21 protein-coding genes are annotated in these 25,871 nt (G+C 42.0%); 7 read left to right on the forward strand and 14 right to left on the reverse strand.

Translation table 11 applies throughout. The annotated features are described in order from the left end of the window. Window positions 1-11: 11 nt before the first annotated feature. A complete protein-coding gene (locus G5B30_RS01275; protein ID WP_165318138.1) occupies window positions 12-1,082 on the reverse strand; it encodes a FecR family protein in 1,071 nt (356 codons plus the stop codon). A 72-nt stretch (window positions 1,083-1,154) separates the two neighbouring features. After that, window positions 1,155-1,730 carry an RNA polymerase sigma factor gene (locus G5B30_RS01280; protein ID WP_165318139.1) on the reverse strand — a complete coding sequence of 192 codons (576 nt, stop codon included), beginning with the start codon at window positions 1,728-1,730 and terminating at the stop codon, window positions 1,155-1,157. A 314-nt stretch (window positions 1,731-2,044) separates the two neighbouring features. On the opposite strand from G5B30_RS01280, the gene G5B30_RS01285 reads away from it, so the two are divergent. Beyond that, entirely contained in the window at window positions 2,045-3,112 is a 1,068-nt protein-coding gene (locus G5B30_RS01285; RefSeq protein WP_165318140.1) for a branched-chain amino acid aminotransferase, read from the forward strand. Between the two features lie 51 nt (window positions 3,113-3,163). Here the strand turns inward: G5B30_RS01285 and G5B30_RS01290 are convergent, their stop codons facing one another. Next, window positions 3,164-3,850: a zinc metallopeptidase gene (locus tag G5B30_RS01290; RefSeq protein WP_165318141.1), complete on the reverse strand. Its 687-nt coding sequence runs from the start codon at window positions 3,848-3,850 to the stop codon at window positions 3,164-3,166. A gap of 206 nt (window positions 3,851-4,056) precedes the next feature. Between G5B30_RS01290 and G5B30_RS01295 the strand changes: the two genes are divergently transcribed. Both G5B30_RS01295 and G5B30_RS01300 read left to right on the forward strand, forming a co-directional pair. Further along, complete coding sequence (locus G5B30_RS01295) at window positions 4,057-4,425, forward strand: DUF488 domain-containing protein (RefSeq protein WP_165318142.1); 369 nt, start codon at window positions 4,057-4,059, stop codon at window positions 4,423-4,425. 41 nt (window positions 4,426-4,466) lie between these two features. Continuing rightward, on the forward strand, window positions 4,467-4,904 hold the full coding sequence (locus tag G5B30_RS01300) for an RrF2 family transcriptional regulator (protein WP_165318143.1): 438 nt from the start codon (window positions 4,467-4,469) through the stop codon (window positions 4,902-4,904). An 8-nt stretch (window positions 4,905-4,912) separates the two neighbouring features. Here the strand turns inward: G5B30_RS01300 and mutS are convergent, their stop codons facing one another. Together mutS and G5B30_RS01310 are read right to left on the reverse strand one after the other, a co-directional pair. Beyond that, the gene (mutS, locus tag G5B30_RS01305; protein ID WP_165318144.1) at window positions 4,913-7,519 is read right to left on the reverse strand and encodes a DNA mismatch repair protein MutS; all 2,607 of its coding nucleotides are present in this window, start codon (window positions 7,517-7,519) and stop codon (window positions 4,913-4,915) included. A gap of 64 nt (window positions 7,520-7,583) precedes the next feature. Next, complete coding sequence (locus G5B30_RS01310; RefSeq protein ID WP_206366971.1) at window positions 7,584-8,618, reverse strand: isoaspartyl peptidase/L-asparaginase family protein; 1,035 nt, start codon at window positions 8,616-8,618, stop codon at window positions 7,584-7,586. A gap of 113 nt (window positions 8,619-8,731) precedes the next feature. Between G5B30_RS01310 and mtgA the strand changes: the two genes are divergently transcribed. The 3 genes from mtgA (at window position 8,732) to G5B30_RS01325 (ending at window position 10,470) form a co-directional block, all read left to right on the forward strand. Beyond that, entirely contained in the window at window positions 8,732-9,457 is a 726-nt protein-coding gene (gene mtgA, locus G5B30_RS01315) for a monofunctional biosynthetic peptidoglycan transglycosylase (protein WP_165318145.1), read from the forward strand. Between the two features lie 83 nt (window positions 9,458-9,540). Beyond that, entirely contained in the window at window positions 9,541-10,014 is a 474-nt protein-coding gene (locus G5B30_RS01320) for an antitoxin Xre/MbcA/ParS toxin-binding domain-containing protein (RefSeq protein WP_165318146.1), read from the forward strand. Between the two features lie 6 nt (window positions 10,015-10,020). Beyond that, window positions 10,021-10,470 (forward strand): RES family NAD+ phosphorylase, encoded by a 450-nt coding sequence (locus G5B30_RS01325; protein WP_165318147.1) that lies wholly within the window; start codon window positions 10,021-10,023, stop codon window positions 10,468-10,470. Window positions 10,471-10,560: 90 nt separating this feature from the next. On the opposite strand, the gene G5B30_RS01330 is transcribed toward G5B30_RS01325, so the two are convergent. From G5B30_RS01330 to G5B30_RS01355, 6 genes are all read right to left on the reverse strand, one after another. Further along, window positions 10,561-11,898, reverse strand: coding sequence for a DUF4302 domain-containing protein (locus tag G5B30_RS01330; RefSeq protein WP_165318148.1), 1,338 nt, complete (start codon window positions 11,896-11,898; stop codon window positions 10,561-10,563). 11 nt (window positions 11,899-11,909) lie between these two features. Next, on the reverse strand, window positions 11,910-13,319 hold the full coding sequence (locus tag G5B30_RS01335) for a substrate import-associated zinc metallohydrolase lipoprotein (RefSeq protein WP_165318149.1): 1,410 nt from the start codon (window positions 13,317-13,319) through the stop codon (window positions 11,910-11,912). Between the two features lie 8 nt (window positions 13,320-13,327). After that, complete coding sequence (locus G5B30_RS01340) at window positions 13,328-14,824, reverse strand: RagB/SusD family nutrient uptake outer membrane protein (RefSeq protein ID WP_165318150.1); 1,497 nt, start codon at window positions 14,822-14,824, stop codon at window positions 13,328-13,330. A gap of 13 nt (window positions 14,825-14,837) precedes the next feature. Continuing rightward, window positions 14,838-18,530 (reverse strand): SusC/RagA family TonB-linked outer membrane protein, encoded by a 3,693-nt coding sequence (locus G5B30_RS01345; RefSeq protein ID WP_206366972.1) that lies wholly within the window; start codon window positions 18,528-18,530, stop codon window positions 14,838-14,840. Between the two features lie 102 nt (window positions 18,531-18,632). Continuing rightward, window positions 18,633-19,811 (reverse strand): FecR family protein, encoded by a 1,179-nt coding sequence (locus G5B30_RS01350; protein WP_165318151.1) that lies wholly within the window; start codon window positions 19,809-19,811, stop codon window positions 18,633-18,635. Between the two features lie 47 nt (window positions 19,812-19,858). After that, window positions 19,859-20,395: an RNA polymerase sigma-70 factor gene (locus G5B30_RS01355; RefSeq protein ID WP_165318152.1), complete on the reverse strand. Its 537-nt coding sequence runs from the start codon at window positions 20,393-20,395 to the stop codon at window positions 19,859-19,861. Between the two features lie 325 nt (window positions 20,396-20,720). Here G5B30_RS01355 and G5B30_RS01360 point away from each other — a divergent pair, with 325 nt between their 5' ends. Next, on the forward strand, window positions 20,721-22,088 hold the full coding sequence (locus G5B30_RS01360) for a peptidylprolyl isomerase (RefSeq protein ID WP_165318153.1): 1,368 nt from the start codon (window positions 20,721-20,723) through the stop codon (window positions 22,086-22,088). Window positions 22,089-22,095: 7 nt separating this feature from the next. Here G5B30_RS01360 and G5B30_RS01365 read toward each other — a convergent pair whose 3' ends face one another. The 3 genes from G5B30_RS01365 to der are packed head-to-tail and all read right to left on the reverse strand — an operon-like array spanning window position 22,096 to window position 25,816. Beyond that, window positions 22,096-22,965 carry a DUF4440 domain-containing protein gene (locus G5B30_RS01365; protein WP_165318154.1) on the reverse strand — a complete coding sequence of 290 codons (870 nt, stop codon included), beginning with the start codon at window positions 22,963-22,965 and terminating at the stop codon, window positions 22,096-22,098. A 25-nt stretch (window positions 22,966-22,990) separates the two neighbouring features. Continuing rightward, window positions 22,991-24,463 carry a cysteine--tRNA ligase gene (gene cysS / locus G5B30_RS01370; RefSeq protein ID WP_165318155.1) on the reverse strand — a complete coding sequence of 491 codons (1,473 nt, stop codon included), beginning with the start codon at window positions 24,461-24,463 and terminating at the stop codon, window positions 22,991-22,993. Window positions 24,464-24,511: 48 nt separating this feature from the next. Further along, entirely contained in the window at window positions 24,512-25,816 is a 1,305-nt protein-coding gene (der, locus tag G5B30_RS01375; protein ID WP_165318156.1) for a ribosome biogenesis GTPase Der, read from the reverse strand. Window positions 25,817-25,871: the final 55 nt, after the last annotated feature.

Consider the following 25,871-nt stretch of genomic DNA (forward strand, 5'->3'; position numbering starts at 1 on the left):
CTTTGCGCTGTTTAGTTGTCCATTAAAATCCTCCTCTCTTCTACCTTAAATTTTAGTCCGCTTGTTTTTTCCATCATGATGAAAATCTGCGATAGTTTAACATGTCTAGGCAAAATACCGTTAAATTTTCTACGCGGTATTTTTTTGATGTCTACTTCCACATCATACCATAACGAAAGCTGGTTTAAAACAGTTTCTAGTGAAGCATTTTCAAAATGAAAAAAACCGCTTTTCCACGCAAGTACTTCATCGACACTAACTTTTCTCTTGGAAATCATATCGGCTGTGTTTACAGATTGCTCCCCGGGTTTCAATCGAATCAACTCACCTTTGTCATTACTTACTTCTACAGCCCCTTCTAAAAGAGTCGTTTTAATATCAGGTTCTTTCTCATAACTATTTACATTAAAATGTGTACCCAATACCTTTACCGTCTGATTTTGACTAATAACCTTGAATGGTTTATCGGGCATGTGTTTTACCTCAAAATAGGCCTCTCCAGTTAATTCTACCGTCCTCTCCACATCATTAAATGTATTGGAATATTTTAGGCTAGAAGCCGCATTTAGCCAAACATGCGTTCCGTCCGCAAGCACAACTTCATATTGCCCTCCTCGCGGAGTAGTGATTGTATTATACCCGGCATCGGAGGACGGAGAATTTTCATTCGGCAAGGGAGCTACAAATACTCCATCTTGAAGTACCCGCTGCTTTCCTGAAGGGGCCGTATAGATAGCTTTATTCTCCCCCGGCTCAATATCGGCAACTATTGTCTCTTCTCTTGCAATCGATGTTTTTTTTATATTATCACCTATGTAGTAATAAAACCCTATACTAAATATGAAAAGGATACTAGCAGCAATTACCATCTTTTTCCATGGGATTCCCTTATCTGCATTGTACTCTTGCTCCAAACTATCCCAAATTTTACTCAGCTCGGTATCTAATTCAGAAGCCGACAAATATAACTTATCTGGAATCGGTTGTCGCAGATACCAAGTTTCCAACTGTGCCTTTTCTAAATCGGAACAAGTACCATTTTCATATTTACGTAAAAGCTCTTTTATTTGATGTTTGTTCATATATTCTAAAAGGCTTATTTGGCCATTTTAGAATATAGACCCCTAACTTCGTGCTAACAGGTAGATATTTTTTTATTGGATTAAAAGAATGATATAGAGAAATAGGCTTAATTTAGTACGAAGGATCTTTAAAGCGTTCGTCATCTGTTTGGAAACAGTCTGTTCAGAAATACCTAATTGTTTCGAGATTTCTTTGTGAGACAGATGTGTTCTTCTGCTTAACAGAAACACTTTTTTCATTTTTTTGGGAAGCAATCCAATTTCACGATCGATAATCTGTTTCATTTGATTCTCCCTAACCAGATAATCTGTAATCGCCTCAGAGGAAGAAATAGATTGCTGTAAGGAAGATATATAACTAGACTCTAAGCTTTTACGTGCAATAATTTTAAATATTCTGTTTCTAATAGAGGCGTATAAATAGCCAGATAAGTTTGCGTTTAATACGATTTCATTTCTTTTCATCCAAAGCACGGAAAAGAGTTGCTGCAATATATCCCTAACCTCTTCCTTATCACGAAGCTTGTGGAAAGCATGGATATATAATGGTTCCTTATAACGACCGTATATTTCTGTAAAAGCTCTCCTATCATCTAGTTTTAGCAAACCAAACAATTCATAATCTGTAAGCTGTTTATAATTTGTCATTAAGTGGGTCTTTTGGTCTTTGTAATGCCAAGGTCTATCAGTCCCCCTCTAAACCTCCCCTAATAGTCCAAGTCACGTAAAATTAAACGACTGCTGCGACAAAAAGAATATAAAATATTTATAATCTGTACGCAATTTTTCAGTCCAATGTAGTAAGAAAAAATAAAATTAAAGTACGCAAACGATTGACCAAAATAAATTATAATAAATACACAAGGAAATCTCTTAAAAATGACCTGAAGAAAATTATTAATGATTTTCAGCCGGCTCTTGATCTTTTTTCCTAAATTGCAGGTCTTAATATACATACAGAAATGAGCGCGACAGATCAACTTTCAATTCGCGTAGAGCCAACACGACAATCAAGACTCTCGCAGGTAGACTTTAACAACTTAAAATTTGGACAGATCATGTCTGACCACATGCTTGTGGCAGAATACAACAACGGCCAATGGGTGGATGTGAGCATTGTACCTTATGGCGAACTGTCCATTAGTCCTTCTATGTCTGCACTGCACTATGGACAGGCTATCTTCGAAGGCATAAAAGGTTACAAGTTTGCCGACGGTACTGTGAGCATCTTTCGCCCGGACAAAAACTGGGAGCGTTTTAATAAATCCGCTGTACGTCTGCAAATGCCGGAAGTGCCGAAAGAGATTTTTATGGATGGTTTAAAGCAGCTGTTGGACGTAGATCGGAATTGGGTCCCTTCCCGAGAAGGCACATCGCTGTATATTCGCCCTTTTATGTTTGCCACCGAGTCGGCATTGGGTGTACATCCATCGGCTTCTTATAAATTTTTGATCATCACCTGTCCGGTAGGTGCTTATTACAGCAAACCGATCAGCTTGAAAGTGGAGACCCATTATACACGTGCGGCAGAAGGTGGTGTAGGATTTTCGAAGAATGCGGGGAATTATGCTTTGTCGCTATACCCGACCCAACTGGCAAATAATGAGGGGTATGATCAGATCATGTGGACGGATGCCAAAGAACATATCTATATCGAAGAAGCGGGTACGGCTAACCTGGTCTTCCGCATCGGCGATACGATCATCACACCGCATGGCGATACTATTCTTCACGGTGTAACCCGCCGTACGATTATGGAGCTTGCCGAACAGTGGGGATACAAGGCAGAACAACGCAGGGTATCTGTACAGGAGTTAATCGACGGCATTAAAAACGGTACAGTATCCGAAGCTTTTGCCGCTGGAACGGCTGCAACGGTAACACATATAGACCGCATCGGGTACGAAGGACAAGACTATACCCTTCCGCCGGTAGAAGGTCGTGAATTTTCTAATAAAGTATTGGATTATCTTAACCAGCTCCGTTACGGAAAGGTGGATGATCCTTTTGGCTGGAATTTTATCGTGTAAACGACATAAAAAAAGCTGCGAAATGCAGCTTTTTTTATGTCTTTATTTTTCTTAATCTCTTCTACCCAACAAAAGACTGGCGTAATACAATAAGGTTACCAGTGCGGACAGTGCGGCTACGATATAGGTCATTGCTGCCCATTTCAAGGCATCTTTAGCACCATCATGTTCCGTAGACGAATGGGTAATATTCGCGGTGTTGAGCCAAGCAAGTGCACGCTTCGATGCGTCAAATTCGACCGGCAAGGTTATAAAACTAAACAGCGTCGTTACGGCCAGAGCACCTACACCGATAGTCAGCAGAAAATAGCTTTGCGAAAAAATCGCCAACATCACACCGATCATTAGCGTAAACGACGTAATCTTCGAAGCAAAACTTACCATCGGCACCATCGCCGAACGAAATTGCAACCAGCTATAAGCTGCCGCATGTTGCACGGCATGTCCACATTCGTGAGCCGCAACAGCAGCGGCCGCAACACTACGTCCATGATACACCTCAGGGCTCAAGTTTACCGTCCTGTTGGCTGGATTGTAGTGATCGGTGAGCTGACCTTCTACCGAAATAATATTCACGTCGTATATCCCATTGTCGTGCAACATCTTCTGTGCAATTTCTGCACCGGATAGTCCCGATGTCAACGGCATTTCCGAATATTTTTTAAACTTGTTCTTAAATCTTGTCTGGACGATCATACTGATGATACCAATCCCGATCAACAAAAACCAAATAGTCATATATTTTCTCTTTTTTTTCTTTCTTAATCTATCGCCAAATATTGTTCCATTCGTGAGATAGTGCCAATCATGCGTTATAAAGATATTCAAAATAGTCAAAATGACTTTATCAAAATTCAAAAACAATCATTTTTGTGACAAAATGGCTGTGCGACAGGTTACTTCTTCCTAAAACTAATATTGCCTAACTTTGTTAACCTATCACGATGGCTACACCTAAAATCAACATCAAACGTATATATGAAGCCGCAGATAAAAAAGACGGCTTTCGTGTCCTTGTGGACCGATTGTGGCCCCGAGGTATAAAAAAGGAAAAGGCGCATATCGATGAATGGGCTAAGGATATTGCTCCATCGACCGAAATCCGCACGGCATACGGCCATATACCCGAGCGTTGGGAAAAGTTCAAAGGGCAATACCTGAGCGAGTTAAAGCAGAATGAAAGCATTCCCCACTATCTGGATAAATGGGAAGAGCAGCCACTTATCACCCTCCTCTATGCGGCGAAAGACGAGGAGCATGCGCACGTACTCGTCTTACAAAAATATCTGCAAGATTGCTATAAGAGTAGATAGGATGTGCTATCTTTATACCACAATTTCTAACGACGCTAAAAATGGGTGTTTTTTCCAAAACTTGTGAATATGCTTTACGTGCTGTCTTTTATATTGCCCAAAGTACACACGAGGGAAGGCGCGTAAGTATCGTGGAGATTGCAGAAAACATCAAATCGCCACAAGCCTTTCTGGGAAAAATATTACAACAACTGAGCAGAGTAGGTATTATTCAATCGGCCAAAGGTCCAAACGGCGGCTTCTTCATGGACGCCGTCAGCCTGAAGCGCCCTTTATCGGATGTGGTAGAAGCCATTGACGGGAACAAAATATTCGAAGGCTGCGGTTTAGGTCTGGAATTTTGTTCCGAGAAACAACCTTGCCCGCTCCACCATGAATTCAAAAAGATCCGGAATGAGCTTACACGCATGTTAAGGGAGACGAATATCGGCCAGTTCAACCAAGAGCTCCTTCTGGGCACCTTGTCGCTTCACAAATAGCATGAAGCTTAGTTCTTCAAGACCCGCTGAATTTCGTCCAGTTTCATCAAGGCCTCTACCGGAGTCAAGGTGTTGACATCCAGATTATTCAGCATATCCCGGATTTTTTCCAAAATAGGATCGTCTATGGCAAACATCTGCAATTGATAGGCTTGCTTTTGAATTTTACGCATGCTGTCTTTAATCTTTTCGCCACCGGTACGCTCTTGTTCCAATCGTGTCAGTATTTCCGAGGCCCTTCCTATAAGCTTGGCCGGCATCCCCGCCAACTTGGCCACATGAATACCGAAGCTATGTTCCGATCCGCCGGGTACTAATTTGCGTAAAAAAATCACTTTATTATTGACTTCCTTCACGGTGACATTGAAGTTTTTGATGCGGGTCATCGAATTACAGAGCTCATTCAGCTCATGGTAATGCGTGGCAAACAATGTTTTCGCTCGCGCCGTGGGATGATTATGCAAAAACTCAGCAATAGCCCAGGCAATGGATATCCCATCATACGTGCTGGTTCCCCTTCCGATCTCATCCAATAAGATCAGGCTTCGGTCGGAGAGGTTATTCATAATACTGGCCGTCTCGTTCATCTCCACCATGAACGTCGATTCGCCGGAGGACAGGTTGTCTGAAGCCCCCACTCGGGTAAAGATTTTATCGACCAGGCCAATGCGGGCTTCTTTAGCAGGAACAAACGATCCGATCTGCATCATAAGCACAATTAAGCCGGTCTGCCGTAATAGTGCCGACTTACCCGCCATATTGGGTCCGGTAATAATGATGATCTGTTGACTTTCGGGATCGAGATAAGTATCGTTCGTGATATAATCCTCTCCTATAGGCAGGTTGCGCTCGATAACCGGATGACGTCCGCCTTTAATATCGATAATTTTGGTAGCCGAGACCTCAGGTTTGACATAATAGTTTTTTTCGGCGATGACTGCAAAATTGAGCAACACATCTAATTTGGCGATGAGCTGCGCATTGAGCTGTATCGGTTTGATATATTCCGCAATCGCGACCAAAAGTTCCCCATAGATACGGTTCTCAATAACCTGTATCTTTTCCTCAGCACCTAATATCTGTTCTTCATATTCTTTCAGCTCCTCCGTGATATACCGTTCCGCATTGACCAGTGTCTGCTTACGTATCCACCCTTCAGGCACTTTATCCTTATGGGTATTCGTCACCTCGAGGTAATACCCAAACACATTGTTAAATGCGATCTTCAAGGAGGGAATGCCTGTAGCTTCCGATTCGCGACGCTGGATTTCCAACAGATAGCCTTTACCGCCGAAGGCGACCTTTCGCAACTTATCCAGTTCTTCATCTACCCCTTCCGCGATGACATTTCCTTTGTTCAACGCAACCGGCGGTTCGGGTTGTATCGTTTTTTCCATCTTCTCCCGTATGAGGACACACGGGTTCAGCTGTTCGGCTATTATACGCAAAGACTCCGACTCGGTGGCGTATGTCAACTCTTTCAGTTTTTCGATGGCATGCAGCGCCCTCTTGAGCTGTATGATTTCCCTGGGGTTGGCTTTTTGCAGACCTATTTTACTAATCAACCTTTCCAGGTCCCCCACATGTTTGATTTCCCGGATCAGTTCCTCGCGCAAGGATTTATGTTGATAGAAATAATCGACGACATTCAAACGTTCCTGAATCGATGCCGCATCCTTTAGGGGCATAACAATCCATCGCTTCAGTAACCGCGCACCCATCGGAGAGGAAGTTTCATCCAAAACATCCGATAAGGTCGTCGCATTCTCGTTGGCCGAGCCGATCAGCTCGAGGTTGCGGATAGTAAAACGATCCAGCCACATGTGGTGATCTTCCTCTATCCGTGCGATATGCGATATATGTTGCAGGTTACGGTGCTCTGTTTCGTTTAGATAATGGAGTGCCACCCCCGCCGCCACAATACCCAACGGCATGCGCTCAATACCGAATCCCTTCATCGAGTTGACTTCAAAATGCTTGAGAAGCGTCTCTTCCGCATAGTCTCCCGTATAGGGCCATTCGTCCAAAAAGTAGGTATAATATTGACTGCCGAAATGCTCTAAAAACTCTTTGGATTGCTTACGCGGCATGATAATCTCTGTAGGCTTAAACCCTTGTAGCAATTTATCCGCATAGCTGATATGACCTTGGGCCACTAAAAATTCTCCGGTAGATATATCAAGGAAGGATACCCCTACGGTATTTTTCTCGATGTAAAGCGATGCGAGATAGTTATTTGATTTTTGCTGGACAATATTGTCACTGTAGGACACACCCGGTGTTACCAGTTCTGTGACCCCCCGCTTAACGATGGTTTTTGTTTGTTTCGGATCTTCCAGCTGGTCGCATATAGCTACGCGTTGTCCTGCACGAACCAACTTGGGAAGATAAGTTTCAAGAGAATGATGTGGGAACCCGGCTAAGGCGGTCTCCGATTCGGAACCGTTGCCCCGTTTGGTCAGCACGATACCCAATATTCCCGCGGCTTTAATGGCATCTTCCCCAAATGTTTCATAAAAATCCCCTACACGGAACAACAATAATGCACCCGGATATTTAGCTTTGATGCTATTATACTGCTGCATTAAAGGAGTTTCTTTCTTCGCTTTAGCCAATGGTATCAGTTTTTAGTTGCGTCGTAAAAATAAGATAATTGAAGGGAAATGGCAAGGTCATGCCTTACTTATAAATCTGCACAACTACTTCACCTTTATCGGTAACATAGCCACGGTACATGCCCGCCGTATTAAAGGGCATAGCCACATTCCCGTTTCTGTCCAATGCGATTATCCCTCCGTCACCTCCTGCCGCTCCGATTTTGCGTATAACCTCCGCTGTTGCGTCCTGCACCGTCGATCCTTTGTAGTTCATCAGGGCAGCCACATCGTAAGCGGCAACCTGTCGGATGTAAAACTCACCCCATCCTGTGCAGGAAACACCGACTTCTTTATTGGCATATGTGCCTGCACCAATAATAGGCGAATCGCCGACACGTCCGAATTTTTTGTTGGTCATCCCGCCAGTGGATGTTCCCGCCGTAATATTTCCAGCATGATCTAAAGCCACACAACCTACCGTTCCGAATTTGGAATCCATATCGACGGGAGGTATAACGGTATTCTTCTCATCATGATCGAGTTCCACACGCAAGGAATCTTTTTTTAACAAACGCTGCAAAGCCTTCCAACGCCTTTCTGTATAAAAATAAGAAGGATCCACCATCGCCAGGCCATTATTTTGCGCAAACAGCTCTGCCCCTTTGCCTGCCAGCATCACATGGTTAGACTTTTGCATGACAGCAATAGCTGCGCGGATAGGATTTTTAATGGTGGTTACACCCGCTACAGCACCAGCCTTCCCATCCTTTCCGGTCATGATAGAAGCATCCAGTTCATTCTTACCGTCATGTGTAAAAACTGCTCCTTTTCCGGCATTGAACAGCGGCGAATCTTCCATCACCGCGATCGCATGTTCGACAGCCTCTAAACTCGATCCACCCTCGGTCAATATGGCATATCCTGCGCGTAGAGAGGCTTGGAGCGCTTCGATATACTGTGCTTCCGTTTCCGCTGACATGTTTTTTTTCACTATTGTTCCGGCTCCACCATGGATAACCAAAATTACTTTATCGTCAGATATTTTTTGCGCCATAGCCGAATTTGAATAGACTGTGATACATAATACAAAAATTGCTGCTATTTTCTTATACATCATTTTGCTGTAACTGTTTTGTGATTCGAAAGTAAGGCTATTCTAAATAATTTGCAATTGTCTATTTTACATATTCGTATATATTCTCTTTTTTTGCATCAGAAATCAAATACAGCATGGCGATCCAACGAAAAGGAAACAGGAGAAAAGGAAAGCGTAATACGCGATGGGCAGCCCGATGGAAAACATGGGCCATACGGATTACTCTTGCTTTCTTCGGGATAACGATATTTTGGGTGCTGGCGCTGAAGTTTATTCATCCCCCCATTACTTATCTGATGATAAAGCGGGGTTTTGAATGGAAGGCAGCAGGCAAAGGTTTTAAAATCGAAAAGGACTGGATGTCTTATGACGAGCTCTCGGACAATCTGAAAAGAGCGGCTATCGCGGGTGAAGATGCTCATTTCTTAACCCATCATGGGTTTGACACCGACGCCATCTGGGAAGCTTTTGAAAAAAACAGGCAGGGTAAAAAGCTACGCGGAGGAAGCACGATTAGTCAGCAGGTCGCCAAAAATGTATTTCTTTGGCCGGGACGGTCGTGGTTGAGAAAAGGACTGGAAACGTATTTTACGTTTCTGATTGAAATATGCTGGAGCAAGAAACGCATTCTCGAAGTCTATCTCAATGTCATAGAAATGGGACAGGGTGTCTATGGTGCCGAAGCCGCGGCACATTATTATTTTAATAAATCTGCCCGTAGCCTTTCTAAAAAGCAAGCGGCCTTAATTATTGCTATTCTTCCCAATCCCCGAAATTGGGATGCACGGAGACCTTCAAATTATGTCAACAGCCGAGCAAATAGTATTGTGCGGTATATGGGGCATTATAAGATTCCTTAACGATGTAGACATACAAGATATGCCGGACACGAAAAAAGTAGAAAAAATTCTTATATACCAAGAAAAAATTCCTACATTAGTGTATGGAAAAGAAAAGAAAGAAAAAACACACTTCATATCCTTCTGATCAAGATAGTGTAGCCCTAGCACATGAAGCCATGGTGCATTATGGCGTCCTATCTAACGATCCCGTAGCATTACTGATCAACTCTAAGCACGGTTTGAACGCGAAGGCTGCTTTAGATTTCATTGCCCTTTCTGGCTTCACGTACGAGGAGTTTCAGGAGACTTTCAAAACCACAGTCAAGACCATCCAGAACTATGCTGTACAGGATCTAAAATTAGATGCTCCCTTAAGTGAAAAACTTCTTAAATCTTTTGCACTCTTTCATAAAGGCACAGAAATTTTTGGCTCTGTTAAAGCTTTTACAGAATGGCTGAACACCTCTTCGGTTGGTCTGGGCAATCAGATTCCTTTTGATCTCATGGATACCATCACCGGTATTGATCTCATAGAAGAAGAGCTTATTCGTATCGAATACGGCGCATTAGCATAATAGCCTGTGAAAGTTTACAGGATTACATTAGCAAAGTTTTCAGAAGACCTAAAAGCTTCGGGACGGGCGGCCCGCTGGAATTCTAATGACGTGCAGATGATCTACACTGCTTCCTCGCGGTCGTTGGCTTGCCTGGAAAACGTTGTACACCGGAATCAGTTGGGCCTAAGTGCTCTTTTCAAGGCCATGATCGTAGAGATACCTGATGCCCTAAAAATCAAAACAATAGATACAAGCCTGCTGCATAATAATTGGAAAGATTATGATAAAATAGTCCTTACACAAAAGATAGGTGACAGATGGATTTCCGATATGGAAACGGCTGTACTCAAAGTCCCTTCTTCCATAATAGACAGGGAGTATAACTACCTGATCAACCCACTGCATCCTGATTTCAAAAGGATCAAGCTGGTACAAACAGAGCCTTTTGTGTTTGATGAGCGTATTAAGCGATAGATTTTCTCATTAATAAGATACCCGAATAAAAATTAAAAATCATCATTGCGAGGCACCATTATGTTTCCTCGCAATGATGATGTCTTATAATCACTGTAGCTTGCCGTAGAAAAATGAAGACGCATCATCCACTCTATACAATCCTCCGATTCCTTCTACAGAAGGGTCACTACTCACTACCCAATCTACTCTAAAAGGACCACTTTGCAACCAATTTACAAAATTTCCTATTTGAGAAATGCGCGAATTCCAGTTTGAATTGGAAACAGATGGGGTATAATTTGATAACGTTATAATACCGTTTTCATATATATACGTAAAAGACGCATCCGCTAAAAAGCGAGTAGTGCCAGAATAATACCAAATATTGACTTTTGCAGTAGTTGAATTTAGAAGCGAAAACTCAACACTTTCAATCACTCGATTACTATATGAAAATCTTGTCACCATACCATCGTAAACCGTGTTAAACGAAGACGTAACGCCTGCTGGTAAAGAGGCCGGTAAATCGGGGCCTTCGATTTTTATAGACTTGTACGTTCCATTATAATTAAATAAAAACTTCAGTGGAGTCAAAGGGTTAGCGTTTTGAAAGACCATATACTCGTTACCATCAGCGTCATAAAGATACAATTTACCATCTTGCTTGATCAGGCCTCGTTTCAACGTGACTCCCCCATAGGTCAGATCGGTCAAGATTTCTATACCCTGAATAGTATAAGCGAACTTACTCGCCCCTGTCGATATCGATTCGTCGAGTTCTAAGGCTTCATACGCAAACGTCTTTGCAGAATGGTTATAAGTCACACCAACTTTATAATCCACACCGTCTTTATTGATGAGTATATAATTGTTTTTGTTCTCAACGAAAAACTCTTGATAGCTTTCTATAATTTCACCATACTTCCCTTCTTCGAATCGGGTCTTATCCTCCTGAGAAGCCTTTATCAAAATCAGCTCATTTTGATATTTCTTTCCACGGAGAATAATCGAATCAGGCGTGGAACGGAGATATTCGAATTCAACATCACTCTTCAGACCCGAACCCGACTCACCGCCATACACATCGGAGGTAGGATCCTGTAACATGGTTATATAATTGTAGGTATCAAAAAGTAAGGTCGGGTACATCACCCACTTTATCCGATATGTAGAAGTCCCTTTGACCGCAGCAGTTTCAATATTCAGATCAGCGAACATGTCGACGGTTTGGTCTTCATGGAAATCCATATAGAATCCATAGCCTCCACTACCCGAGGTGGGCAAGGAAACCTTCCATCCATACGGTGATTCCAATAGTTTATTTTGTAGCTCTTCCAATTTCACGCCGATACGCTCCTCCGGCAATGCTTCAAAAACATTTATCGTTTCCTTCTTGGAACACGACATGCTTATCAACATAAAGACTAAGTAATATATATTTTTCATAAAATATCTTTTTAAAAAGTTAGCCCTCCATAAAAATAATTATCCACCTCATCCTTGACATAAAAGCCTCCTAACCGGAGCCAATCTTCCGTTTCAACATTCCCGGGCAGCCAATCTGCTATAAAGGTATGGGAGGTCAAGTAATCTTGGATAGGTGTAAAACCGTCGGCAACGATCTCAGCATTAGACCATACGCCTTCGTCGGCCCCCCGCTGAGCGACCTTCGTAAAAGTCACCTCACCAGTATGCTCATCTACTGCCATCGAGAATGAATAAAAAGCTTGGTAATGTGATCCTGCAGTGTTATTATAATACATGATGACTTCGAGATCCGTTGCATTCAAAAAACTAAATTCCAACTCATTTAATGTGCGCCCCGCATTCCCCACAGCTGCAACAGCGGTCTTAGCCGATTGGAAAATGGCATCGAACTTTGAAGATGTGCCATATTTTGCATAATGAGCATTAGTTGGAGATATCCCTAAAGAGGAGATGAGATTTCCTTGCTTCAGCCAATAAGCGAACGATTGATTGGTGATATCGCCATAATTTTCATGCAATACCCGTTGTACTTCCCGTTGCAGTTCTTTAAAGTCTATATTAAAATACTCGTTGAAATAGTCTACTACAATAGCTTCCTTCTGTTTTAGTTTCGTGTACGCTTCCTCTCCCGACGCTTTGGCATATTGATCATACCATAGTTGTCCTTGTACCAATAAATGTGCGGTTACCTCTGCAAAATCTTCGGTATACGCACTTCTTGCATACCGTGAGATGAATCCTAAACTACGGGACACGGACTCGGGGTTACTATCATTGTTTGTCCAGTCTGCCTCATAGTCTGCCTTGGATATCTGCTCAAAAGCAGGCGGTATAGCAACAATTTGGTTCACGATATGTGTAAACTCGTGATGAATGGTACGCAATCTTCTCCGCACTGTATTACTACCGTCTAACGACATATCCGGATTTTCAAAATCTATTTCATTTAAAGAATACAAAACGATTTTTCTTCCACCCTCAGCTGTTCCCAGCGTGATACTTCCGTTGGTATTATAGGAACCTGAACCGTATAGTACAAACTGCTTCGGTGTATACGTCTTTATGAAAGTCTCTCCTCCTACTTTAGCGTAAGCTTTGATAAAGCCATCATGTACAGCTTCCATAATAGGCTGTACCTTGTCATACTTTACCGGAGCTATATCTTTAGACACATCGGTCAGATTACGCTCAAACCGGTAAACGACTTCGATATTATAAGGCTTTGTTATATTCTCCGAAATCCAATTATCGACTAGAGTAGGCACATAAGTGTCCGAATTATAAGTGCTCAAATCTACATCAAGATATTCATCATTTTTGGTACAGGCCACCATGAAGAGGCCTAACGTTAGAATTTGTATTAATTTAAACTTTTTCATAATTCAAATTATCTTGGATTTAGTTCTATACCTGATATTTTCGCATCTTGGGGAATCTGAAACATCCTTCTATTGTCATCGGGTTCTAAGTAAGAAAAGGTTTCGGTACCGTCGCTCGCGATATGGTTATGTTCGACAGTTATTTTATGCCTCAATATGTCGAACCAACGCATTCCCTCTTGCATAAAAGCGATACGTTTAGTTTCTAGAAGAGCGGCCATGATCGCTTCTTTGTTGTCACTAACATTATAGTATGCTTTGGCTTTATCAAAGGTAAGCGCATGTGACGTACTACTGTAATTTACAATACGTGTGCTAGCAAAAGTATTTAGGTCCGCAATCGCTTCACTCAGCATGTCTTTATGGATATAAGCTTCAGCTCTATTCAACAAAGCTTCATCTGTGGTAAATACCGGCTGCATAATATAATGCTGACCCGTACCCGCCGCTACATTGGTATAATAGAAATATTCTTCAAACTTATTCGTAGTATAATTGGGCGGAGATGAAGAATAAATGCCATATCGATTTCTGAAAGTCGCCCCAAACACAGTCGATTTGGTTAACACCGTTTTATTTTTTTCTCCAAAACTATAGCGGTTAAAACCAAATCCGCTACTGCGTTGAAAACTGGAATAGGCATTAATCAGAAGAACATTCCAAGGTTTGTCTGCTTTCGTATATTCTATCCGGTGCTCGTTATACGTCAAATTATACAAGGATCCATTGTACTGGCGTATGCTGGTTTTAAAATCATTTTCTGGCGGCACTGCACTTGCATGTTCGATTACTTTGTCCCATTCTCCTTTAAAAAGATAGAATCGGGCCGCAAAAGCATGAGCAGCTTGAGGTGTAAAGTGATATTTCGGCACTTGCCATACACCTCCGGTTACCAAGGGTAACCCTTCCGTTAAATCTTTCTCGATCTGCTCGTAGACTGATCGAACAGTACCACGCGAATAGGGTGCGATAGCCACGGTTTCAGGTGTTGTGACATAGGGTATGCCTGGCGAATCATTGTCACCGCCAATTTCATAAGCCCTAGCAAAAAAAGTAACCAACATGAAATGTGCATAGGCTCTGGCCACTAATGCTTCTCCTCGATATACCTCTGCCCGCTTTGTATCGTCGTACAAATTATTATCAAGGGCTTCTAAAGCGTGGTTAGCCGCAGAAATCGCCGAATAGGCAGCATTCCAGTATCCGCCAGGTGTGCCTGCTCCGGTACCCTGCACTTCATCCCAGAAGTAAAGCGAGTTATAGGGTTCATCATTATTTCTGGATAGTGCAGCAGATTTATCTTCCACATTATCAGAAGCAGCTTCCGCGAATGTGATATACTCTCTTGCCGGATAGGCCGATACCAGTAGCTTGCCTATATTGTCTAAGGTAGATAAATCCGTCCGCATATCTGGAGCTTGTTCCAGATATTTTTCACAACTTCCGAAGACAACGAGCAGTAAACAAGTTACGATTGTCTTTATTATATGATAAATTCTTTTCATGTCCATATCGGTTTTAAAATCCCATCTTAAGTGAAAATGTGTACTGCCGCGGAATTGGCATGGCCACACCTCCATTATTGAAAAACTCCGGGTCGGCACCTTTTAAATCCTTGTCCGAATAAAGTAACGCCACATTATTGCCTACCAAGGAAATTTGCGCATTAGACATACTTAATCTTTTCGCTAATCTGGCGGGAATTTGGTAGGTGAGTGAGATATTTTTGAGCCTTACAAAATCCCCTTTGGCTACTTGAACATCCGAGTAGTTATAAGCGTTATAGGTATAGCGCGGGTTGATAGTCGTCCCGTTCGCCCTGATCACTCTATTATCCCGCGTAAACTGATCCAATATCGCCGGAACATCTGTGTAATTTTCATCTCCTGGCATTAACCAACGATTAACCATACCTTTAGACATCGATGTATAATCGTTGTAAAAAGTGGTATAGGTCGGCTCCATACGAACAAAATTTCCTGTTGAAAAGGTTAACAAGGTTGATAATGTAAAATCCTTATATCTAAATTGATTATAAAACCCACCCGTAAATGTTGGATCGACCGGGCCGTGATATTTCAAATAATCAATATCTGTACTTTGCAAATATAGATACGTGTTTTGGTCCCCTCGTTCATCAATATAGGTAGGATATCCGTAGTTCGGATTGAGACCGGCAAACTGAATAGAATACAGGCCTCGTTGCGAGGCCCCTTCTAATGGAGCTCCTTCGGGCCGCACCAATGTCCATATATTCTGATTGACATCCAGGCGGGTTACCTTATTCTTATTCACGGCAAAATTCAGTTGAGTCCGCCAATTAAAGCCCCCTTCGCGTTTGACTGGTGAGCCTGCTACAGTAAACTCAAATCCTCTTGATTTCATCTCTCCTGCATTGGCTTGTTTAGTATACTGTCCTCCTATTCCCGATGTGCGGATACCAGCAATCAAGTCAAAGATATTACGTCTGTACCAATCCGCGGTGATATTGATTTTGTTGTTAAAAAGCGCTAAATCTGTACCGATATTGAGCTCATATAGTTTTTCCCAAGTCAATTCGGTATTTTTTAGGCTAGAGACATAAATCATCGCTTCTTTTTCATTTTCATATGGACGGTAAGTTATACGGTTATAAAACACCGTGGATGAATTATTAGCATTCCCCATGCTGGCCACTAATCCATATGTACCTCTAAGCCGCATGGCAGAGAGGATGGCTCCTTCTGGATTGAAAAAACTTTCTTGATCAATATCCCATGCTCCTGAAATATTCCATGTAGGCAGCCATCGTGCCACAGCAGTTTCTCCCATTTGATTGGACCCATCGTATCGTATAGTCGCATTCACACTGTACCGGTCATTATAGGAATAAGCAGCCCTACCCATTGTCGCCACAAACCGGTCATATTGCAACCCCATTCCAAAGTATGGATCACTTCCTTCAATCATTTTTTTGAAAAATCGATAGTTTGGATTAACCAAACCTCCATTACCGTACTGATAACCAATCCCTTCATAATTGGAATTTTGACGATCTGTGAAAATAACCTCTGCCGAACCGAATAGGTTCAGTTTGTGCCTCTCAAACACTTCATTATATTCAACATTATGCCGCATATAGAAATTCTTGATATTGTTCAACGTTGTATTATAGAATCCTCCTTCAGGCAATACAATTTGGGGTAGAGAATTAGGATAGTCCGGGTCTGTATACAGAAAATCATTGGCTTGCGCTATTGTCGCATCACCTGCTGCTCGGAAAGCTCCTACCATATTGGACTGATCCAATACATAATGCTGTCTTTCGGTCTTTGCATACCGGTAAGCTCCGTCAATGGAATAAGTAAGCTGCGGGATTATTTTGTACCGTAGTCCCACCTGTACCTTCAAATCCAACATGGTAAGCTTAAGGTAATTTGTATTCAGTTCATTGATAATATTAAATGGAGCATAATTTCTTGTGAAATACTCCAAACTACCATCTTCATTGTACGGGGTTATCAATCGAGATGTATTCAATGCGTAAGAATAGGGGTTAATATCAAAATCTCTGGAATATGCGCCAAATACCTCATCCGAACTTCTTTGAAGCGTACCGGGCGTGCGTTGGTCACGTACCGAGCCATTAACCAAAAACTCCGCGGAAAGTCGATCATTCATCTTGAAATTATTTCGGATATTGGCAGTATATCGTTTGGCATTGTCCCCCAATGTTTGTCCATTGTCCATCATGGCACTTGTAGAAAAATAGGTTTGTGATCTGGCCGTACCTGAGGACACACTGACGGAATGTTCCTGCATCAGCGAATTTTTAAATAAGACATCAAACCAGTCGGTATTGGCTCGCGCATAGCGCTGTAGAAAATTCAATCGATCTTCCAAGGTATTCACCAATGCAAAGCTATCGGTCGCTTCATCGTAGTCATATAATAGATTATACATTTTTGTAAATATCCCACCGTTGGCACTACGTGAAGTTGCCGAGTGATTGAAATACCCTTTGTTTTCCATCTCGAGCATCACAGACATCTGTTCCGCTGAATTCATAATATCAAACTGATTATAGTTTGGTTTGAGATAGGTTGTGAAAGTTCCCGAATAATTGACATTCGGCTTTCCGTCGGTATTACGTCCCTTCTTTGTAGTCACGACGATCACACCATTCATCGCTCTCGCACCGTACATAGCCGTGGCAGCGGCATCTTTCAAAATCGTGAAAGATTCAATATCATCCGGATTTAGTCCTGCAACAGATGATCCAATAAGTGTGTTGGCGTCTCCTGTAGATAATGCTTCATTGGAGATATTAACGACATCTTGCAAGATAATACCATCAATAACCCAAAGAGGTTTATTATCCCCCGATAATGAAGTTGCTCCTCGAACACGTATCTTAGGAGCCGCGCCAAAAGTACCCGATACATTTTGTACAGCGACACCAGCAGCCTGCCCTTCCAGCATCCTGGAGATATCTGGCACACCGGCACGTTCCGCATCTTTCGCATTTATCTTGGCCGTCGACCCTGTAAAAAGCTTTCGATCGATATTCTGATACCCCGTAGCGACAACGTCTACAGCTTCGATAGCCGTGTCGTCTTCACGCAGTGCCACGGTAATCTCCGTCTTATTCCCGACGTTGATCTCCTCCGATCTAAACCCTATAAATCGGATCTCCAAAACCGAATTTGGTGCAGCAGCAATACGAAATCTACCGTTACTGTCGGTCGTAGTACCGGCAGACGTACCTTTTACGATTATTGATGCCCCAGCAACCGGGTTGCCTGCATCATCCTGTACTACACCTGTTATTTGGTTTTGAATAGTCTTTGCCTCAACGGTTGGAACATTTTCGCGCACGGTGACCATAACTGTTTCAGACGACACTTTATAGGTCAATTTTTGGCCGCGCAGCACTTTATCCATCACCTCTTTGATAGAAGCACCTCTGACATCGATCGATACCTTAGGCGCTCCGTTCAGGATGTTGTCGCTATAAAAAAATCTATAAGGACTCTGTGATGCTATAGAAGAAAAGACCTCTTCCAATCGAGCATCCGTCAAACTCAGCGTGATATGTTGGGCTTTACTTTCAGCAAAGGCCACCGACATACCAACAAACAAAATTAACGCGGTGATTTTCATGACTCGTAGACATCGGAACAATAAAGAATATCGGGCATGAAATTCTTTTACAACTAAAAAGTTATTCATACATTTGAATGATTGGATTAATTTAAATTAGAAACTGGGTTAATCGGATTATACAGGGGTGCGCTAACACTCCTGTTTTTTTTTGCTATGTCATATTGTTTATCATTTTTTAGGTTTAATATATAATTTAGTCCCTTCTAGGGAAAAGTTCAATCCAGATGTAAATTCCAACATATTCAGGATTTCTGACAGCGGCACATCTCGTTCTATTTCACCGGAATATGTGGTGCTGTTAATCAAGCTTTTATTGACTACAACCTGTACACCATACCAATTCTCTATCTGTTGCATAACATTCTTTAGATTGTCGTTCCGGAAATAGAAAATATTATTTTTCCATGCTAAGTCTTTTTTCAGATCGGCTTCTCTTACCACCAATTCTTCACCTCTCATAAAAGCTTTCTGCCGAGGTCGAATTTTCTGACGGCTATGATCATTATATACCTCTACACTACCTTCGGCCAATGTAGTGACAAAGCCATGCTGGTAATTCTTGACATTGAAACGCGTGCCCAAAACTTTGATCTTAGCTTCTGAAGTCTCTACAATAAAGGGTTGTTTTTCGTTTCGCTCGACTTCAAAATATGCTTCACCTTCTTCCAATTGGATGTGGCGTGTATCTCCTAAAAAGCGTGACGGAAATCTTAATTTCGAATTTGCGTTAACCCATACCTTTGTTCCATCAGGGAGCTTAAATGTAAAAAAATGGGTTTGAGGGACAATGAGCTCATGGTAAACTACTTCTTCCGATCTTGACAAATCAGCAATCTTATCATTGTCCTGATTGAGCACATGACCATTATCTTCTATCGTTATCTCACTGGACAAAGCTACTTTCTCACCGCTTGCTAATAAAAGAGTTGCGCCTTCTACAGCGGGAAGTATATCGTTTTTATACTTAGGATGGGTGGAAGCCACAATCCGTGGCATAGTTTTATCGGCGGAATTGAGTCGATTTGTATAGATGATCAGCCCTGCTACTAATAATAAGAGCACACTGGCAACGACTGCTATCCATCTTAAGCGACGGGATGTACGTCTAATAGGATATATAGGACTTGAATGCGAGGAGACCTGCTGCCATGCTTTATCTTCATTAAACGCATTCCATACCATCAACTTTTGCTCGATATCCGTTGTGTCAAGCAATCCATTCAGCAATGCTTCGTTACGGGGATCAGCCTTGGACCATCGTGTCAATGCATCGATTTCTTCGGCAGTGCATTTCCCTTGGATATGCTTAACGATTATATTGGCTATATTGTCAGTTTTCAGGCTCATATTTAACCTAAGAAACCGAAACAGCAAAAAAGGATGACAAGTTTTTTTTATTTTATAAAGAAAAAAGAAATCAAGCCTAAGAAAAGCTCGGGGTTTAGTTTGGATTGTATATATTTCAATCCTCTTCTCTTCTGTGTTTTAATGGTGTTTACACTGAGGTTTAATTCGTTCGCAATCTCTTGATTACCCTTTCCTTCTAAATAGCTTAATTTGAATATCAATCTACATGCTTCAGGGAGCTCGTTGATGATTTGATTAATCTGCTCCATCACTTCAGTTTCGATGATAGCGTTATGTATATCTACATCATCGTATTCCATGAAACCTGTGGTTTCCCAGTATTTCTTTTGAACTTTGTTACGTCGGTGCCAGTTGAGAATATTATTCTTAACAGATGAATAGAGGTAGGATTTTATGATGGGTTCATGCGATGAGATTTCATCCTTTTTTTTGAAATAGGCGATGAATGCATCTTGAGCAAAATCTTCAGCCAACGCATAATCACCGATGAGCGTGTACGCGAAGTAGCACATACCTTTGTAGTATCTTTCAAAGATATCTTTATCTGCTAACCTATATACCACGTCCATTCACTTATAATTGAGAGAAGTGCACGGTAGAAAACTCAACTACCCTTAACAAAAATGATTAAAAAAAAGAAAAGAATCAACCACAGTAAAAAACTATTCACTTCGATACCCGTACATTCGTGGCTGTAATTCCCGTTAATCCTAGTATTCTTCCGTTAAAAATCGTTAAACAATGCCATCTCTTCGAGATTAATTCTATCTTCGTAAAAAACAGATTTTGCGTAAAGCATATCCTGTTGCACTTGGATATTTACATTAAAAATAAAGTAATTACAAAATATTCTAATATTTTTGCACCAGATCTTTTGCATACAATTTCATGAAAAAATATAGTAGTGTTGTATTTTTAGTATTAGCTTCTTTTACTTTTACCTTCGGACAGGAAGCGCAACTGGTAGACCGGATAATTGCCACCGTGGGTACAAGTTATATCTTGCAGTCGGATCTGGAGATGGAGTACACCCAATACCTTGCGAGTGGGAATGCACCGAGCGAACAGGTAAAATGTTATATCGTGCAGCAGTTGCTGACTTCCAAGCTGCTTTCACAACAGGCAGCGATCGATTCAATTGAGGTTTCGGAAAATGAGGTCGACGATAACCTGAATCAGCGTATCCGCGTGATGACACAACGCGCCGGAGGACGGGAACGCCTAGAGGAATTCTTAAATCGATCGATTCTCCAACACAAAGAAGAAATGCGACCGATGGTTGCAGAACAGCTCAAAGGCAACAAAATGCAAGCACAATTGGTTTCCGGTATTGATGTGACCCCACAAGAAGTGAAGAATTATTTCGAAAGCTTGGATAAAGATTCCCTTCCTTATTTCGATACGGAGATTGAGTATTCCCAGTTGGTGCTAAAACCAGAGTTAACAAAAGAAGAAAAGGAGCAATTTAGGGAGAAAGCGGAAGGTTATCGGACACAAATTATAAACGGCTCTGATTTTGGCACTATCGCCCGTTTCTATTCCGAGGATGGATCTGCTCCATTCGGTGGAGAGCTGGATTATTCGACGCGGGACAGCTGGGTAAAAGAATTCTCCGCACAGGCGTTCAAGCTGAAGGAAGGCGAAATATCACCTGTATTTGAGACCCAGTTTGGTTATCATTTCTTGCAGGTGCTCGACAGAAGAGGAGAAGAGGTAAAAGTAAGACACCTTCTGATCCGGATAAAACCAACCGCGGCTGCCTTAGAGCGGGCTAAATTAAAGATAGACAGTATAGCTACGCAGATATCCAATAAAAAAATCGGTTTCAGTACGGCCGCATCTCTCTACTCGGACGATAATAATACAAAATATAACGGGGGTGTAGTGACAAACATGGAAGACCGCTCTACGCTGATTCCGGTCAACCAACTGGATGATGTCGCTGTATTCAATGCAATTGACCCGCTCAAACCGGGAGAAGTCTCCAAACCCATCCTCTATACGGACAAAGCCAGCGGAGAAACAACCTATCGTATTTATTATCTAAAATCACGTATTGCCCCGCATAAGGCAAATCTGGATCAGGATTTTGCTAAGATCAAAGAAGCTGCAAGACAAGACAAAGTCAATAGGACGCTGAGCGAGTGGTTTGAGAGCCGTCGGGAGAGTACATATATTGCCATTAACCCTGATTTTATGTCCTGTAGCGAACTTAAGATATGGACCACCGATAATAATGCGGTAGTCTCAAAATAAGGTTTTTTTATCTTTCAAACAACATCTCTAAGATTACTTTCCACTGAAAGTCTTCATTGAGCTGCCATATCCGGATATAATTAAATTTTATAGCTTTCTCCTTGGTATGGACGGTAGCTGTACCTTGTGAATAGGCATATTCGCCACTATAAGCCCGGCCTACCGATACCGGCTCGGTAACAATATCTATCCGCTGCTTTTTCAAAAAGGCCATAACATTTGTCTTGCCGATAATCTCTTCCTGCCAAGGGTAATAAAAACGAGCGTTATCTGTCAGGAATTCCCGATAACCCGCCTGATTGTCTGCTTTGAGGATAGTAGAGAAAAGTTCATCCGTCGAAAATATAATATCTTCACGCTGCTTTAAACGTACACGTGAGCGGTGTTTGAGGTACCACGAATCATCCGGCTCCAGGTAAACCAGATCAGCAGCTTGTCCTTTTCCAAAATTTTCCACTTCTGCCCGTATGGCTACTTTCCATCCCCCCTTTTTACCGCGTTTCCAAACGGTAAGATACTGACCATGGCGTTTGACCGCTCCCATTTTTTGAAATTCCATCTTGCCGGAGGTGACACCCCAATCCAGACTTTTTGCGACCAACGCAAAGTTAGGCTCCCAGGACATCACGTCAGCGATATTGGGTCTATTCGTCAGATAATTGAATGCATTCACGGCAGAAGGAACATAAAAGATCGATTCCTTATCGATAATCGACATCAACGCGGCGTGCGGGCTTTCCTGTTGAGACATGCGGGCGGCGTTGCGATCGGCTGCGATCAGTCCGCCAACCTTTTCTGGCAATTGGGCATAAAGCGGGTAAATGGAAGTAATATAGAGAAGGGCAGATAAAATATAAACTAGCTTTTTTAAATTCATTTTATTTACTTTGCAATTCCACTTATCAAATCTTATTCCAAAGTGTTCCGTCTTTGCTATCTTTCAGCTGAATACCTATTGCAGACAACTCATGACGGATACGATCCGAAGTGGTAAAATCTTTATTTTTCTTAGCTTCGTTACGAATATCAATGATAATATCCATCAATGTCTCTGTTTGTTCGCTATCTGTACCACCTTGTTCTTCTTTGAGCCCCATCACATCAAAAACGAAGTGTTGAATGAGTTCTTTAACCATTTTCAGGGTCGTCGCATCGATTTGTTGATTTCCATCATAAACGGAGTTAATCAGACGTACCAGCTCAAACAGTTCAGCTATGAGTACGGGGCTGTTAAAATCATCGTCCATAGCCGCATAACAACGTCCACGTAGTGTCTTTATATCAACATCTATCTTATTCTGACTCGCGGGTATAATTTTGTCCAACAAACCTATTGCCGCCATCAATCTTTTATAACCCTTATCTGCAGCATCCAATGCCTCATTGGAGAAATCCAACGTACTTCTATAATGTGCCTGCAACATAAAGAAACGTACGGCCATAGGAGAGTATCCCCGTTTCAGTAGTAGATGATTTCCGGTAAATAGTTCTCCCGGTAAAAATCCATTGCCTGCGGACTTGGACATCCGCGCACCATTGACGGTAAGCATGTTGGTATGCATCCAATATTTTGCAGGCTGCACATGATTGCATGCTTCCGATTGCGCAATTTCGTTGGTATGATGCGTCGCGGCTAAATCCATACCTCCACCATGAATATCAAACTGATCGCCTAAATATTTACGGCTCATGGCTGAGCACTCGATGTGCCATCCCGGAAAACCCACGCTCCAGGGTGCCGGCCAGCGCATGATATGTTCGGGCTTTGCTTTGATCCACAGCGCAAAATCCAAGCGGCCGCGCTTTTCATCCTGACCGCCCAGTTCACGCGTGTTATTCAACAAATCTTCCAACTTCCTGTTGGTCAAAATCGTATAGTTGTGTTCCTGAATATATTTGTCGACATCAAAATATACGGTGCCGTTTACTTCATACGCATAACCATTTTCCATAATCTGCTTAACCATCTCAATCTGCTCCGAAATGTGTCCCGTTGCGGTAGGCTCTATGCTGGGTGGCAACGTATTGAACAGACGCAATACATCATGAAAGCCCAATGTATATTTCTGTACGATCTCCATAGGCTCCAACTGCTCAATCTTCGCCTTTTTAGCGAACTTATCCTCGCCTTCATCATTATCGCCTTCAAGATGTCCAGCATCGGTAATATTACGTACATAACGAACTTTATAACCTAAATGCAATAAATAACGATATATCAAATCAAAAGACACAAAAGTTCGGCAATTGCCCAGATGTACATCGCTATATACGGTCGGACCACACACATACATACCCACGAGATTCGGGTGTATCGGTTCAAACTTTTCCTTTGTACGTGTTAATGTATTATAAACGGTCAGGTTATGTTGCATAAAAATAATTACGAATTATGAAATCATCTAAAGTCTAACATCTATCACCTACTTCTGTCTAAAGAACAGTTGTATAGGCACTCCTTTAAAGTCAAAATTATCCCGTAGCTTGTTCTCTACAAAGCGTTTGTAAGGATCTTTAATATACTGCGGTAAGTTACAGAAGAAAGCAAACATGGGTGATCTTCCCGGAATCTGCGTAATATATTTAACCTTAATATACTTTCCTTTAATGGCTGGTGGGGGGTAATTCTCGATTACTTCCAGCATCGTCTCGTTAAGCCTGGAGGTAGAAATACGTTTGGTTTTATTCTCGTACACTGCCATGGCTGCTTCTACGACTTTAAAAATCCGCTGCTTTTCGGTTACCGACGTAAAGATAATGGGCACATCGGTAAAAGGCGCTATTTTCTCTTTGATACGGGCTTCAAACTCCTTCGACGTTTTGTGATCTTTTTCGATTGTGTCCCACTTATTGACAACAATGACAACACCTTTCTTATTCTTTTCCGCCAGATGGAAAATATTAATATCCTGTGCCTCGATACCGTCGTTCGCATCCAACATGAGTATAACGACATCCGAATCTTCTAAGGCTTTGATGGTCCGCATGACGGAATAGAATTCAATATCTTCATTCACTTTGGATTTCCGACGCAATCCAGCAGTATCTACCAATAGAAATTCATGCCCAAACTGATTATAATGTATACGGATCGAATCCCGGGTCGTACCAGCGATGGACGTTACAATATTCCGGTCTACGCCTAAAAGTGCATTCGTCAGCGACGATTTGCCGACATTGGGACGGCCTACAATTGTCATCTTTGGCAGTGTGCTTTCTTCTTCTTCCTCGGGTTCCGGAAAATGAGAAACAACCGCATCTAACAGTTCTCCCGTACCTGAACCGGTAGCCGATGAAATATTAAACACCTCACCGAGACCAAATGCATAAAATTCGACAGAATCATAATGTAGTTTAGCATGATCGACTTTATTGGCCACAACGTATACCGGTTTCGAACTCCGACGCAGAATATTTGCGATGTCGTCGTCCAGATCGGTAGTACCTGTCGTTACATCGACCATAAAAAGAATGACAGATGCCTCCTCAATCGCGATGTGTACCTGATCACGAATAGCCTCTTCAAAAACATCATCGGAACCGTGGACAAATCCTCCTGTATCGATAACAGTAAACTTCTTACCGATCCATTCTGCCGTTTCATAATGACGATCACGGGTTACACCACTAAAGTCATCCACAATGGCCTTGCGACTTTCTGTCAATCTATTAAATAAAGTTGATTTACCTACGTTGGGACGACCTACGATCGCTACTATATTTGCCATGTTATTTCTGTGTTAGCTTTTTAAGCGTTACTGTGAGTAACACTTTTTATTAAAG

The organism is Sphingobacterium sp. SGG-5 (assembly GCF_011043525.1).
GTDB lineage: Bacteria > Bacteroidota > Bacteroidia > Sphingobacteriales > Sphingobacteriaceae > Sphingobacterium.